The organism is Pseudomonas sp. FP2254 (genome assembly GCF_030687695.1).
Classification (GTDB): domain Bacteria; phylum Pseudomonadota; class Gammaproteobacteria; order Pseudomonadales; family Pseudomonadaceae; genus Aquipseudomonas; species Aquipseudomonas quebecensis.
Map to the genome: position 1 here is coordinate 431755 of NZ_CP117444.1, position 14870 is coordinate 446624.

Genomic DNA, 14870 nt, shown 5'->3' on the forward strand with positions numbered 1-14870 from the left:
TCGCTGGGCTATACCGAGCAGGTAATAACCGATGATGGTGCGTGCAGCGTTGCATTAACTTGGGTGGGTGCCTTTATGCCTGCAGCAGATTCCACTCCTTATACGGTCATGTTGCTTGATGACCATGAAATGGTGCGGCAGGGCATCGAGTGGGGCCTGAGCCAAGCCGCCGACATCAAGGTGATCGGTTCCTTCGGGACAGGCAGGCAATTGCTCGAAGCGCTCGCCCGGCAGCCTGCGGACGTGGTGGTGATGGATTTTATCCTGGCACCCTCGGAAATCGACGGCCTGAACCTGCTCCAGGCGCTCAATCGGCGCTTCAGTCAGTGCCGGCCGTTGATTGTGTGTTCGCACTACACGCCCGCGACGGTGGCGCTGTCGTTGAAGGCCGGTTGCTGGGGGATTCTCGGTAAAACTCAGAACCTGGCTGAGTTGACCACGGCTGTACGCACCGTCGCACAGGGCCGACTTTACTTGCAGCCGTGTATGGTGCCCGAACTGCAGGGCATGCAGTCGGTGTTGGAAGTGGCGAACAAGAGAGCGAATGCGGACTTTTGCGCGTCGGGTCGTTTGAATAACGGTCTTACGCCCAAAGAGCAGGAAGTATTGCGCTGTTTTCTGGATGGCATGTCCGTCAGTTCAATTGCCGCAAAGTTCTCACGCAGTGCAAGTACCATCAGCACACAAAAACAATCGGCTTATCGAAAACTGGGGATAAGCAGCGACAGTGAGCTGTTCAAGTTTTCTCACCAGTTCGGTGAACCTGGATAGCCACCCCAACGCTTAAATCCGATCATCCAGATAACGCAGTGCCAGGCGCTCGGTGGCGTGCCGCGCCGGCGCCAGCAGATGCGGCGCCACCAGCATCATGATTTGGTACACCACCACGCGCACTTCCCCTTCGCGGTCGAGAATGCGTTGGTAGTCCAGGGAAAACAGTAACGTCAGGGTGATCTGTTCCACCAGTTGCCCGAGTGCCTGCGTATCGCTGACCAATTGCCCGCCCGCCTTCAAGCGTGCCAGCAGTGACGCCAGTGTGCGCTTGAGCGCCGTGAGCAGATTGCGAATGCCCTTGGCCAGCTTCGGCAGGCGCCCGGCCAGGTTCGACAGGTCCTGGAACAGGAACCGGTAATGGGCCATGCGTTCGATGATCAGGTGCAGGAACAGCCAGTAATCCTGAGGCTCCAGCTGCGCATCCGCCGGTGGGTCGAGCAGCGGCGCCAGTTCATTTTGAAAACGTTCGAACAACCCCAGTACCAACGGCTCCTTGCCGTGGAAGTGGTAATAGAGGTTGCCGGGGCTGATCCCCATTTCATTGGCCACCTCCATGGTCGACACGTTGGGTTCGCCCTTGTGGTTGAACAGTTGCAGAGCGCATTCAAGAATTCGATCGCGGGTCTTCATCCAGTCTTCTTAATCTGTCGTCGAGCTCAGCGCACCCGCACATAGGTGCCCGGCGCCGCTTCCATCGGTGGGTAATTCTGGTTGCCCAGGGCGGTAAGGGTGTCGCGCTGCACGCCCGAACGTTGCTGTACCCAGTCCAGCCACTGCGGCCACCAGCTGCCTTCGACATGGTTGGCGTCGTAGTACCAGGCGCGTGGGTCGCTGCTCAGCCTGGGGTTTTCGACGTAATTGGCCTTGGGGTTGCCCGGCGGGTTAAGGATGCTCTGGATATGCCCGCTGTTGGACAGCACGAAGCGGCGATCACCGCCCAGTAATTGCGTGGAGCGATACACCGCGTCCCACGGCGTGATGTGGTCGTTGATACCGGCCACGCTGAAGCTGTCCACGGTGACCTTATGCAGGTCGATGGGCGTGCCGCACACTTCCAGGCCGCCTGGATGGCTGAGCGGGTTGTGCTTGAAAAAGTCCAGCAGGTCGCCGTGCAGCGCGGCGGGCAGGCGTGTGTTGTCGTTGTTCCAGTACAGGATGTCGAACGCCGGCGGTTCCTTGCCCAGCAAGTAATTGTTGATCCAGTAGTTCCAGATCAGGTCGTTGGGGCGCATCCAGGCAAACACCTTGGCCATGTCGCGCCCGTCCAGCACACCTTGTTGGTAGGACCGACGCTTGGCGGCTTCCAGGGTCTGTTCATCGGCGAACAGCGTGGCGGGGCTGTCGATCTGGCTGTCCAGCAGGCTCACCAGGTAGCTGGCGCTGGAGATACGCCGCAATTGGCGCTTGGCCTGCAGATGGCCTTGCAGGGCGGCGATGGTCAGGCCGCCGGCGCAGGCGCCCATCAGGTTGACCTCGCGCGCACCGCTGATGGCCCGGCAAACATTGAGCGCTTCTTCCAGCGCCGCCACGTAGGTCGACAGGCCCCATTCGCGATGCCGCACATCCGGGTTGCGCCAGCTCACGATAAACGTCTGCAGGCCGTTCTTGAGCGCGTACTGCACAAAGCTGTTGGCCGGGCTCAGGTCGAAGATGTAGTACTTGTTGATTTGCGGCGGCACGATCAGCAGCGGCCTGGCGTACTGTTTTTCGCTCATCGGTTTGTACTGGATCAGCTCCAGCAGCTCGTTGCGAAACACCACCGAGCCGGGTGTAGTGGCAACGGTCTTGCCGACTTCGAACGCGTGCTTGGTGACTTGGCGCGGCAGTCCATTGTTGTGCAGCAAGTCGTCGAACAGGTTGCTTACCCCGCGCACCACGCTGTTGCCGCCGGAGTTGAGCAGCTCTTTGACCGCCAGCGGATTGAGCAAGGTGTTGGAGGGCGATACCGCATCGTTGAACAGCGACAGGGCAAAGTGCGCCCGCGCCCGGTCATCGTTGCCCAGGGTGCTGTCGTCGATCCAGTGCCGGGTCTGTTTCTGCCAGCTCAGGTACGCCTGCAGGCTGCGCCGATACAAGGGGTTGAGTTGCCAGGTGGGGTCGACGAAGCGGCCGTCGCGGGGGTTGGGCTCATGCACCGTCTCGCCGAGCAGGACGCGGCCCAGCTGGCCGCCCAGGGCGAGGGCGTGACGCGCAGTGTGCACCGGGTTACGCAGGCCATGAGCGGCCACGCTGCGCAGGGTCGACAGCAGGTCGCGGCCTCTCAGCCCGGTGATCGCATTTTGCGCATTGATGAACGCGGCAGGGGTGGGCGCCGGGTTCGTCACGGGTCTTTCTCGCATGAGCCAACACTCCTTCGTCAAACCATCAACACGCAGGCCAAGTCAGAACCATAGTCGGTTCCTGGCAAGTTGCGCGGCGGTGTGGTCCTTACACCGCGGGTCTTGGGTGAATCACTGCGCGCAGGCGCTCCTCCTCCAGGAATTTCATGATGATCGGCGCCACCGCCTCTGCGCGGGTGATCAGGAACAGGTGGCCGTCATCAATGATGTGCAGCTGCGCATTGGGAATGCGCCAGGCAAGCATGCGCATATTGATCAGTGGGATCAGCGGGTCGTCGTCCCCGGCCAGTACCAGGGTGGGCTGGCGGATCTTGTGCAGCCAATGGATGCTGGTCCAGCCCAGCCCCGCGAACAGTTGCCAGTAGTAGCCGAGCTTGCCGGCCGAACGCACTTTGCTGGCATGTTCGGCCGCCAGCTTGGCGTCGCGACGGAATGAGCCGCCGTAGATCATCGGCGCGATGCGCACCACATGAGACGGCTGGATATAGCGGCGCGGGCTCGCCATCAGCCACAGCACCTTCGGCTTGCCCGGTACCATGAAGGCGCCCGCGGCGGTCGCCGCCAGGATCAGCTTCTTGCAGCGCTCCGGGTAGTCATAGGCGAACTGCTGAGCCAGCGCGCCACCCCAGGACACCCCGACTGCGTTTACCTGGCCGTAGTCGAGGTAATCGAGCATGCGCGCGGTGAGCTTGGCCAGGCCGGGGAAGCGGTAAGGCCGGCTGGGCGTCGAGGAGCCGCCCACCCCAGGAACGTCGAAGGCAATTACCTCCAGATCCGGGTCCAGGGCCTGGACGAACGGAAACACCAGCTCCAGGTTGGCGCCGATGCCGTTGAAGATCAGCAATGGCGTCAAGTGAGGCTTGCCCGGACGTACCGCCGTGCGGATGGTCTGGCCATCCAGGTCGATGGTACGAAAGATGAACGGTTGCGGCATGGGGGAACCCTTAGGGTTAGAGGGGCAGCTTCAAGCTACAAGCCTCAAGCTGAACTCAATCGGCTCGAGGCTTGTAGCTTGAAGCTAACGTTCATGCACATAGGTACCTGGCGCCGCTTCGGCTGCGGCGTACGTCTTGTTGCCTAATACCGTTGGGGCCTTTTTCAGCTTGCCCGCCCGCTCCGCCTGCCATGCCTGCCAATGCAACCACCACGAATCGGTGTGCTTGGTGGCGTTTTCCTGCCATTCCAGCGGCTTGCCTGCCAGGCCATCGCTGGTCTGGTAGCGCGCCTTGGGGTTGCCCGGCGGGTTGAGGATGCTCTGGATATGTCCGCTGCTGGACAGCACGAACTCCACCTTGCCCCCAAACAACTGCGCCGATTTGTAGCACGACTGCCATGGGGTGATGTGGTCGTTGGTGCCGGCCAGGGAGTAGATATCGGCGGTCACTTGCTTGAGGTCGATCGGCGTGCCGCACACTTCCAGGGCGTTGGGGCGAACCAGCGGGTTGTTCTTGAACAACTCGATCAGGTCGCCGTGAAACGCCGCCGGCAGGCGCGTGGTGTCGTTGTTCCAGAACAGGATGTCGAACACCGGCGGCTCGTTACCCAGCAGGTAGTTGTTGACCCAGTAGTTCCAGATCAGGTCATTGGGGCGCATCCACGCGAACACCTTGGCCATGTCGCGGCCTTCCAGCACGCCGGCCTGATAGGAGTGACGCTTGGCCGCTTCCAGGGTCTGCTCGTCGACAAACAGCGCGACCTGGGTGTCCAGGGTGGTGTCCAGTACGCTTACCAGCAATGTCAGGGCGTTGACTTTCTTCTCGCCCAGCGCCGCGTAGTGGCCCAGCAGCGCAGTGCAGGTGATGCCGCCGGAGCAGGCGCCGAGCATGTTGATGTCCTTGCTGCTGGTGATCGCCGTGACCACATCGACGGCTTCCTTGAGCGCCTCGATATAGGTCGACAAGCCCCACTCGCGCTGGGCCTTGGTCGGGTTGCGCCAGCTGATGATGAAGGTCTGCTGGCCGTTGCGCAGGCAGAAGCGCGCCAGGCTTTTATCCGGACTCAAGTCGAATACATAGAATTTGTTGATCTGCGGCGGTACCACCAGCAGCGGGCGTTCGTGCACCTGCTCGGTGACGGGCTTGTACTGGATCAGCTCCAGCACATCGTTGCGAAACACCACCGCGCCTTCGGTGGTGCCCAGGCTCTTGCCCACTTCGAAGGCGCCCATATTGACCTGGCTCGGCATGCCACCGTTATGCACCATGTCCTTGGCCAGGTGGGACAGGCCGTCGAGCAGGCTCTTGCCGCCGGTTTCGAAGAAACGTTTGACCGCCGCCGGGTTGGCCGCACTGTTGGTGGGCGCCATGGCTTCGGTCATCAGATTGATCACGAAGTGGCCGCGGCTGATGTCCTGTTCCGACAGGTTGCTGTCGCCGATCCAGTCGTGCAGTTCCTTGCGCCACGCCAGGTAGGTTTGCAAGTAACGTTTGTAGAGCGGGTTCTGGCTCCAGGCCGGATCGTGGAAGCGACGGTCATCGCTTTCCGGCGCCAGCGCCGATTTGCCGAACATCACGTTTTTCAGTTCCACGCCGAAATGGGCGACATGCTTGACGCTGTGCAACGGTTGCTTGATGGCTTGGGTCAGTACCATCTTCGCCGAGGCCAATAAATCCTTTTTGCGTAACGCGATGATCGGGTTCAACCCCAGGGTGTTTTCCGAGGCCTGGCGTTTCAAGTCATCGTTGTTCTTGTTACTCATCTACGACGCTCCATTGTCCGAAAGACGAGTACCGGGTACCGCTGCGCACCAAGTTTCGATACACAACACAAGCCTGGTACTGCGACTCGGGTGACCGTTGATACCGCATCGTCAAATGCAGGGAACTTGCCAGTTCCATTGGTTACCCGAGTTTAATTTTTTTCGCAAGCCGGCCAATCATTGGCCTATAGACAGGGCATTCAAGCAGATGGAATTAGAAAATGCCCTCTAAAGAGCAAGACGGCTGACTTAGAGCATCAGGCGCACGACCGATTCACTCGGGTCGCGGGTTTTGCCGGCAGCCTTGAGTTCGGCGAGATAATCGGCCCACAACGTTTCCTGACGCACGGCCAGTTGGTAGAGGTAGTCCCAGGTGAACAGCCCGCTGTCGTGACCGTCGTCGAAGGTCAATTTCAGTGCGTACTGGCCGGCGGGCTCGACCTTGGTCAGCCGCACGTTCAGCTTGCCGAATTGCAGGATAGGTTTGCCGTGGCCCTGGACCTCGGCGGAAGGCGAGTGCACCCGCAGGAACTCGGCGGGCAACTGGTAGACCTCATCGGGGCCGTAGGTGAGGCCGAGGGTGTTGGAGGTTTTGTGCAAATTAACAGCGGTGGGGAATTTCGGCATTGGGGACACCTTGGGCTGCAAGCTACAAGCCGCGAGTTGAATGTGCTCAACTCGCGGCTTGTAGCTTACAGCTTGCGGCTTACAGAATGTACCGCGACAAGTCTTCGTTCTGCGCCAATTCGCCCAAGTGGCTGTTGACGTAGTCGACGTCGATTTTGATCGCTTCGCCATTCTGCAAGCCCGCCATGTCGCCGGCGCTGAAGGACACTTCTTCAAGCAGGCGCTCAAGCAGGGTGTGCAGGCGACGGGCACCGATGTTCTCGGTCTTCTCGTTGACTTGCCAGGCGATCTCCGCCAGGCGCTTGATGCCATCGGCCTGGAACTCGATGCCCAGCCCTTCGGTTTTCAGCAACTCGCGGTATTGCTCGGTAAGCGAGGCGTGCGGCTCGCTGAGGATGCGCTCGAAGTCGCCCGGAGTCAGGGCCTTGAGCTCGACGCGAATCGGCAGGCGACCCTGCAGCTCCGGCACCAGATCGCTGGGCTTGCTCAGGTGGAACGCACCGGAAGCGATGAACAGGATGTGGTCGGTCTTGACCATGCCCAGCTTGGTATTGACGGTGCAGCCTTCGATCAGCGGCAGCAGGTCGCGCTGTACGCCTTCACGGGACACATCGACGCCGCCGGAGTTGCCACGCTTGGCCACCTTGTCGATCTCGTCGATAAACACAATGCCATGCTGCTCGACCGCTTCGAGGGCCTTGGCCTTGAGTTCTTCTTCATTCACCAGGCGCCCGGCTTCCTCGTCGCGCACCAGCTTGAGCGCTTCCTTGACCTTGAGCTTGCGGCTCTTCTTCTTGCCCTTGCCCATGTTGGCGAACAGGTTCTGCAACTGGCTGGTCATTTCTTCCATGCCAGGCGGCGCGGAGATGTCGACGCCGGACACTTCGGCTACTTCGATTTCGATCTCCTTGTCATCCAACTGACCTTCGCGCAGACGCTTGCGGAACAGCTGGCGTGTGTTGGAATCCGACGCCGGTGCGGCGTCTTCATTGAAACCCATGCGCGCCGGTGGCAGCAGGGCGTCAAGAATGCGTTCCTCGGCGGCGTCTTCGGCGCGATGGCTGACCTTGGTCATCTCCTGCTCGCGCAGCATCTTCAGCGCGGCGTCGGCCAGATCGCGGATGATCGACTCGACGTCACGGCCCACATAGCCCACTTCGGTGAACTTGGTGGCCTCGACCTTGATGAACGGGGCGTTGGCCAGTTTGGCCAGGCGCCGGGCGATTTCGGTTTTACCGACACCGGTGGGGCCGATCATCAGGATGTTCTTGGGTGTTACTTCAACGCGCAATTCTTCGGGCAATTGCATCCGGCGCCAGCGGTTACGCAGTGCGATGGCAACGGCGCGCTTGGCATCGTCCTGGCCGATGATATGGCGGTTGAGTTCATGGACGATTTCACGGGGAGTCATGGACATAGTGTTTGGCGGCCTCAAGCGGAATAAGCCTACGGCTTACTCGGCGAGGTCCTGCTCCTCAATGGTCTGGTTGTGGTTGGTGAACACGCAGATATCGCCGGCGATACCCAGGGCGGTCTCGACGATTTCCCGTGCCGACAGGTCGGTTTTCTTCAACAGCGCACTGGCCGCGGCCTGGGCATAGCCCCCGCCGGAGCCCATGGCAATCAGGCCATGCTCGGGCTCGACCACATCGCCATTGCCGGTAATGATCAGGGACGCGTCTTTGTTGGCGACGGCCAGCATGGCTTCCAGACGGCTGAGTGAGCGGTCGGTGCGCCATTCTTTGGCGAGCTCGACGGCGGCGCGCACGAGGTGGCCCTGGTGTTTTTCCAGTTGGCCCTCGAAACGTTCAAAGAGGGTGAATGCGTCGGCAGTGGCACCGGCGAAACCGGCGAGCACCTGGCCGTGGTACAGGCGGCGCACTTTTTTCGCGTTGCCTTTCATCACGGTATTACCCAGGGAAACCTGGCCGTCGCCGCCCATGACGACTTTGCCGTGGCGACGTACTGAAACGATGGTGGTCAAGGGGAGAGTCTCCACGCAGCGGGGCGAAAATGCCCTGATGGAAACTCATATGGGGGTGGCGGGGGGGATTTCAACCATGGGGGTTTATGGCGGACGAGTGGTGTTTATCGGTCTGACACCCATTTCAGAGCACTGCAAAACCAAATGTGGGAGGGGGCTTGCCCTCGATGGCGGTGTATCAGTCACCGAAAATATTGACTGATCTACCGCTATCGGGGGCAAGCCCTCTCCCACATTCATGCTGGTGTGTCTTCGAAATCAGCGGCTCTGGCGCTGTTGTAACAACAGGTTGCTAAACCCGGCCCCGGCCAATTGCTTCTGCGCCACGGTCAGCTGTTCGCGGTTGCTGAACGGCCCTACCAGCACGCGATACCAGGTCGCGTCCTTCACCGTGCCGGACTCCACGGTCACCGTCTGGCCCAGCAGGATGATCTGCGCACGCACGCGATCGGCGTCCGCCTGTTTCGGGAACGAACCGGCCTGCAGGAAGAACTTGGTCACCGGTGCCGCCTTGGTCTCGGCGACCGGTGGTGCCGGCGGCGGGGTGATGCCGGCCAGCGCTGCCTGGGCGCGTGCGGTATCGATCTTGGCGGCTTCGGCCGGGGTGACCGGGGTGGTCGGCACTTGCGGCGTCGGCAGGGTTTTTTCCGGGACGGCGTCGGGCGGGACGATCACTTCCGATTCCGGCAGCAGCGTATAGAAGTCGTATTTAGGCTTCACCGGTGCGGTCGGGCTCGGGGCGGTCTTGTTGGCTTCGGCGATCTTCGAGGCTTTCTGCTGTTCCTGCTTGACCCGTTTGACGTCATCGCCCTGACCCGGGTCCAGCTTCATCAGAAACACCACAAACGCACCGACCGTGAGGCCGATAGCCATCCACAACCAGCCCGGGATCGGCTTCTTCGCCGGGGCCTGGTAGCGGCTCGCGCCGCGCTTGGGTGCAGGTTTTTTCTTGGCAGCCAACTTACATACGCTCCAGGGTTTCCAGGCCCAACAACTCCAGGCCTTGCTTGAGGGTCCGTCCAGCCAGTGCGGCCAGGCGCAGGCGACTCTGCTTCTGGGCTTCGTCGTCGGCGGTGAGGATCGGGCAGTTCTCGTAGAAGCTGGAGAACAACCCGGCTACTTCGTACAAATAGGTGCACAGGATATGCGGCGTGCCTTTTTCGCCGACGCTGTTCAGCACTTCGCCGAACTGCGCCAGCTTGGCGGCCAGGTCCTGTTCATGGGGCGCGTCCAGCACGATCCGGCCTTCGACCTGGCTGAAGTCCTTGCCCAGTTTGCGGAACACACCGGCCACGCGGGTGTAGGCATACAGCAGGTACGGCGCGGTGTTGCCTTCGAAGTTGAGCATCAGGTCGAAGTTGAAGCTGTAGTCGCTGGTGCGGTGCTTGGACAGGTCGGCGTACTTCACCGCGCCGATGCCTACTACGCGGGCGATATTGCGCAAGTCGGCCTCGGCCAGCTCCGGGTTCTTTTCCTTCACCAGATTGTAGGCCCGTTCCTGGGCTTCGTTAAGCAGGTCGATCAGCTTGACGGTGCCGCCATCGCGGGTCTTGAACGGTCGGCCGTCGGCGCCGTTCATGGTGCCGAAGCCCATGTGTTCCATGTGCATCGGGTGGGTGACGAACCCGGCGCGGCGTGCCACCTCGAACACCTGTTGGAAGTGCAGGGCCTGGCGCTGGTCGACGAAGTACAGCGCACGGTCCGCCTTGAGCACGCCGCTGCGGTAGCGCACGGCCGCCAGGTCGGTGGTGGCGTACAGATAGCCGCCGTCGGCCTTGACGATGATCACCGGCAGCGGCTCGCCGTCGGCGGTCTTGAATTCTTCGAGGAACACGCACTGCGCGCCGTTGCTCTCCACCAGCAAACCCTTGGCTTTGAGGTCGTTGACCACATTGATCAGGTCGTCGTTATAGGCGCTCTCGCCCATTACGTCGGCCATGGTCAGCTTGACGTTGAGCAGCTCGTAGATTTCCTGGCAGTGGGACAGCGAGATATCGCGGAAGCGATTCCACAGGTCCAGGCATTCCTCGTCGCCGGCCTGCAGCTTGACCACCAGGCCACGGGCGCGGTCGGCGAACGCTTCGGATTCGTCGAAGCGCTTCTTGGCGGCGCGGTAGAAGTTTTCCAGGTCCGACAGCTCATTGCTGGTGATCGGATTTTCCTGCAGGTAGGCCATCAGCATGCCGAACTGGGTACCCCAGTCGCCGACGTGGTTCTGGCGAATCACGGTGTCGCCGAGGAACTCCAGCACCCGTGCCACGCCGTCGCCGATGATGGTCGAGCGCAGGTGGCCGACGTGCATCTCTTTAGCCAGGTTGGGCGCCGACAGGTCGATGACCACGCGTTGGGTGTCGCCGGCCTTGCGCGCGCCGATACGGGCATCGGCCAGCGCGGCGTCCAGGCGCGAGGCCAGGGCCTGGGTGTTCTGGAAGATATTGATAAAGCCCGGGCCTGCGATCTCGGCCTTGCTCACCTGCGGGTCGGCGGGCAGGGCGGCGATGATTTTCTCCGCCAGGTCGCGTGGCTTCATGCCGGCCGGCTTGGCCAGCATCATCGCAATATTGCTGGCGAAGTCGCCGTGGGTCTTGTCACGGGTGTTCTCCACCTGGATCGCCGGCGTCAGGCCTTCAGGCAACACACCTTCGTTGACGAGTTGGGTGAGGGCTTGTTGGATCAGCTGGCGAATGGTGTCTTTCATGGTGTTCTCTTTCGACCGCAAGCGGCGGCGCGCGATGCGCAGGTGGAAAAACTGGGCATTATCCGTGGCGGGGGCGGGCTTGCCAACCTTCGCGGGACCTGTGGCCAGGCTTAATACAAATCTACCGGGTCTACGTCCAACGACCATCTCACCTGGCGACCGCTTGGCATTTGCTCCAGCGCAAGTAACCAGCTACTTAACAGGCGATGCAAGGGCGCACGTGACGTTGCCTGCAAAAGCAGTTGAGCACGATAACGTCCGGCGCGGCGTTCCATGGGCGCGGGCACCGGGCCGAGCAGTTCGATGCCGGTCAGACCCAGCTCGCCGAGCAAACGTTCGGCGGCGCTGCAGGCTTCATCCAGAAAACCTTCGGCCTGCCCGGGTTTATGAGCCTCGGCGCGCAGCAGCGCCAAGTGCGCGAATGGCGGCAGGCCGGCGGAACGACGCTCGCTCAGGGCCTGTTCGGCAAAGGCAAAATAACCTTGTTCGGTCAGCTGGATCAGCAACGGATGGTCGGCCAGGTGCGTCTGGATGATCACTCGCCCAGGCTCCTCGGCGCGTCCCGCGCGGCCGGCGACTTGCACGATCAACTGGGCCATGCGTTCGCTGGCACGGAAATCCCCGGAAAACAGGCCGCCGTCGGCGTCCAGGATCGACACCAGCGTCACCCGAGGGAAGTGATGACCCTTGGCGAGCATCTGCGTGCCCACGAGGATGCACGGCTGGCCCTTCTGGATCGTGGCGAACAGCTGGTTCATCGCGTCCTTGCGCGAGGTGCTGTCGCGGTCGACCCGCAGCACCGGGTAGTCAGGGAACAGAATGCCCAGGCGCTCCTCGGCGCGCTCGGTACCCGCGCCGACCGGTCGCAGGTCCACTTTGCCGCATTGCGGGCAGTGGCGTGGCACCCGTTCCACGTGGCCGCAGTGATGGCAACGCAACTCGCCGTAGCGCTGATGCACGGTCATGCGCGCATCGCAGCGTTCGCACTCGGACATCCAGCCGCAGTCATGGCACAGCAGGGTGGGGGCAAACCCGCGGCGGTTGAGGAACACCAGCACCTGCTGGCCGGCGGCGAGGGTCTGGCCGATGGCTTGCTGCATCGGCCCGGAAATGCCGCTGTCCAGTGGGCGACTTTTCACGTCCAACCGCAGGAAACGTGGTTGTTTGGCGCCACCGGCTCGCTCATTCAAGCGCAGGAGTCCGTAACGGCCGGTGTAGGCGTTGTGCAGGCTCTCCAGCGATGGCGTGGCCGAACCCAGCACAATCGGAATGTCTTCCTGGCGCGCGCGCACCAACGCCAGGTCGCGGGCGTGGTAGCGCAGGCCTTCCTGCTGTTTATAGGAGCCGTCGTGCTCCTCGTCGATGATGATCAGCCCAGGGTTTTTCATTGGCGTGAACAGCGCCGAACGGGTGCCGATAATGATATCGGCCTCGCCGTCCCGCGCCGCCAGCCAGGACTCCAGGCGCTCACGGTCGTTGACCGCCGAATGCACCAGGGCAATGCGTGCATTGAAGCGTTGTTCGAAGCGGGCCAGGGTTTGTGGGCCGAGGTTGATCTCCGGGATCAGCACCAGGGCTTGTTTGCCGGCCTGCAGGGTTTCACGGATCAGTTGCAGATAAACTTCGGTCTTGCCACTGCCGGTCACGCCGGCCAGCAGGAACGCATGGAAGCTGTCGAAGCCGGCGCGAATCGCTTCATAGGCGGCACGCTGCTCGGCATTCAACGGCAGTTCCGGCTGGGCCAGCCAGTGTTCGTGGCGGGCGTCGGGGGCATGCTTGCGGATTTCCACCTGCACCAGGCCTTTGGCGAGCAGCAGGTCGAGGCTGTCCTTGCTCAGCATTAGCTTGCTCAACAATTGATGCGCCACGCCATGGGGGTGTTGAGCCAGCGTCGCCAGGGCTTCACGCTGGCGCGGGGCGCGGGCGATGCGTGGGTCGTCCAGGCGCGCGCCGGGCACCGTCGACCAGAAACGTTCCTGGCGCGCCTCGGCCAGTTCGCCCTGGCGCAGCAGAACCGGCAGCGCCCAGCTCAAGGTATCGCCCAGGCTGTGCTGGTAATACTGCGCGGTCCACAGGCATAGCTTGAACAGCGCAGGCGGCAGCGGCGGGGTGGCGTCGAGGATCGCCACGGCCGGCTTGAGTTTCTCGGCCGGCACCTCGCTGTGGTCGGCCACTTCCACCAGGATCCCGATCATTTCCCGACGGCCGAACGGCACACGCACGCGCATCCCCGGCTGCAACTGCGCACGCAGCACGCCGGCCGGCGCACGGTAATCGAACAGGCGGCGCAGGGGCGAGGGCAGGGCGAGGCGCAAAATGGCGTCGGGCACGCGGGGAGTCTCTTATAAAGGCAGGCGGTGGCGCAGGGGCGCGAGCCTAGCAGAGGAGGGCGTTAATGGGTATGCCGTGGTTTTCTGATGAAAGGGGCTTTTCTGGCATAGGGGCCGCTTGCGCGATTACAAAGGTCTGGTAGAATCCGCGGCCTAATTACGTGCGGTATTCGACAATAGTGTCGAGTGGCGGCACGCTAGCCCGAGGAAGTCACCATGAAAGCCGATATCCATCCAGCGTACGAAACCATCGAAGTGACCTGCAGCTGCGGCAACAAGTTCGAAACTCGTTCGAACCTGTGCAAGCCACTGGGTACTGACGTATGCAACGAGTGCCACCCGTTCTACACCGGTAAGCAGAAAACTCTGGACACCGGCGGCCGTGTACAGCGCTTCGCAGATCGCTTTGGTGCTTTCGGCAAGAAGCCTGCTGCTACTCCAGCAGAGTAAGGTTCAAAAGCCTTATGGGCTTTTACCTGTGGTTGAAGAAGGCGTCCCTTGTGGGCGCCTTTTTTGTGCCTGGGATTTGGCTGTCGGCCGTTCAAGCGCAGGCCTTTTGCAGCGCGCCGGCGTCCTTGGTGCAGGTGCAGGTGGCGCGGGTGGTGGATGGCGACACCGTGCGTCTCAGCGATGGTCGCAGCGTGCGCATGATTGGCCTCAATGCGCCGGAAATCGGCCAGAAGGGGCGCCCTGACGAGCCGTTCGCTGTCGCCGCGCGCCAGCGTCTGCAGGCGTTGGTGCAGGCCAGTGGCGGGCGGGTCGGCCTGGTGCCGGGACGCGAGGCCAAGGATCGCTACGGGCGAACCCTGGCGCATCTATACGGCGCCGATGGCCGCAACCTGGAAGCGCAGTTGCTCGCCGACGGCCTGGGGTTTCAGGTCGCGGTCGCGCCGAATGTCGACCTGGTGACATGCCAGCAGGCTGCCGAAGCCAGCGCGCGCAATGCGCAAAAGGGGTTGTGGCGCCAATCGCCGGTGCGCACGGTGGCACACGTCAAACGTTCCGGATTCGCCGTGATCAGTGGGCAAGTTCGCGGTATCGAACGCAACCGTGGCGGAATCTGGATCGAGTTGCAGGGCTCATTGGTATTACGCATTGCGCCCGATCTGGCCGGGCACTTCGACAGTCGCCTGCTGAAGAATCTGCAGGGCGAGACCGTCGAGGCTCGAGGCTGGGTGCAGGATCGCGCCCGGCGCGGTGGCATTAAAACTCATCAGGCGCGTTGGTTATTGCCACTGACCGATCCCGGCATGCTGAAAGTGCATCGCTGATAAAAAGTTGTAGACATTTTTTAAGTGGATTGTGAACAGTCAAGCCCTTGTATCTCGTGGCCTTAGACCAAAGTACGGCGCTTTGGGGTCTTGACACCGGTGACTGCCCAGTCTTGTAGGGACTTTGCGACACGCGTATCCTCGGCGGT

At 61.9% G+C, this 14870-nt stretch carries 13 protein-coding genes; 3 read left to right on the plus strand and 10 right to left on the minus strand.

Annotated features, from left to right (window positions below; genetic code table 11):
* Positions 1-108: 108 nt before the first annotated feature.
* Positions 109-771: a response regulator transcription factor gene (locus PSH94_RS01880; protein ID WP_181080343.1), complete on the plus strand. Its 663-nt coding sequence runs from the start codon at positions 109-111 to the stop codon at positions 769-771.
* Positions 772-783: 12 nt separating this feature from the next.
* Here the strand turns inward: PSH94_RS01880 and PSH94_RS01885 are convergent, their stop codons facing one another.
* The 10 genes from PSH94_RS01885 to PSH94_RS01930 form a co-directional block, all read right to left on the minus strand.
* On the minus strand, positions 784-1404 hold the full coding sequence (locus PSH94_RS01885; RefSeq protein ID WP_181080334.1) for a TetR/AcrR family transcriptional regulator: 621 nt from the start codon (positions 1402-1404) through the stop codon (positions 784-786).
* A 26-nt stretch (positions 1405-1430) separates the two neighbouring features.
* Positions 1431-3113: a class II poly(R)-hydroxyalkanoic acid synthase gene (phaC, locus tag PSH94_RS01890; protein ID WP_305436267.1), complete on the minus strand. Its 1683-nt coding sequence runs from the start codon at positions 3111-3113 to the stop codon at positions 1431-1433.
* A gap of 88 nt (positions 3114-3201) precedes the next feature.
* On the minus strand, positions 3202-4047 hold the full coding sequence (gene phaZ / locus PSH94_RS01895; RefSeq protein WP_285427694.1) for a poly(3-hydroxyalkanoate) depolymerase: 846 nt from the start codon (positions 4045-4047) through the stop codon (positions 3202-3204).
* Positions 4048-4131: 84 nt separating this feature from the next.
* Positions 4132-5811 (minus strand): class II poly(R)-hydroxyalkanoic acid synthase, encoded by a 1680-nt coding sequence (gene phaC, locus PSH94_RS01900; protein ID WP_305436268.1) that lies wholly within the window; start codon positions 5809-5811, stop codon positions 4132-4134.
* Positions 5812-6060: 249 nt separating this feature from the next.
* A complete protein-coding gene (locus PSH94_RS01905) occupies positions 6061-6438 on the minus strand; it encodes a gamma-butyrobetaine hydroxylase-like domain-containing protein (RefSeq protein ID WP_253510051.1) in 378 nt (125 codons plus the stop codon).
* A gap of 79 nt (positions 6439-6517) precedes the next feature.
* Positions 6518-7855 (minus strand): ATP-dependent protease ATPase subunit HslU, encoded by a 1338-nt coding sequence (hslU, locus tag PSH94_RS01910; RefSeq protein WP_181080339.1) that lies wholly within the window; start codon positions 7853-7855, stop codon positions 6518-6520.
* A 36-nt stretch (positions 7856-7891) separates the two neighbouring features.
* On the minus strand, positions 7892-8422 hold the full coding sequence (gene hslV / locus PSH94_RS01915) for an ATP-dependent protease subunit HslV (protein ID WP_003171209.1): 531 nt from the start codon (positions 8420-8422) through the stop codon (positions 7892-7894).
* Positions 8423-8680: 258 nt separating this feature from the next.
* Complete coding sequence (locus PSH94_RS01920) at positions 8681-9382, minus strand: SPOR domain-containing protein (protein WP_181080344.1); 702 nt, start codon at positions 9380-9382, stop codon at positions 8681-8683.
* 1 nt (position 9383) lies between these two features.
* Entirely contained in the window at positions 9384-11120 is a 1737-nt protein-coding gene (gene argS / locus PSH94_RS01925) for an arginine--tRNA ligase (protein WP_253510052.1), read from the minus strand.
* 110 nt (positions 11121-11230) lie between these two features.
* Complete coding sequence (locus tag PSH94_RS01930) at positions 11231-13450, minus strand: primosomal protein N' (RefSeq protein ID WP_253510053.1); 2220 nt, start codon at positions 13448-13450, stop codon at positions 11231-11233.
* 216 nt (positions 13451-13666) lie between these two features.
* On the opposite strand from PSH94_RS01930, the gene rpmE reads away from it, so the two are divergent.
* Both rpmE and PSH94_RS01940 read left to right on the plus strand, forming a co-directional pair.
* The gene (rpmE, locus tag PSH94_RS01935; protein WP_005784030.1) at positions 13667-13900 is read left to right on the plus strand and encodes a 50S ribosomal protein L31; all 234 of its coding nucleotides are present in this window, start codon (positions 13667-13669) and stop codon (positions 13898-13900) included.
* 14 nt (positions 13901-13914) lie between these two features.
* Positions 13915-14721: a thermonuclease family protein gene (locus PSH94_RS01940; RefSeq protein WP_181080347.1), complete on the plus strand. Its 807-nt coding sequence runs from the start codon at positions 13915-13917 to the stop codon at positions 14719-14721.
* Positions 14722-14870: the final 149 nt, after the last annotated feature.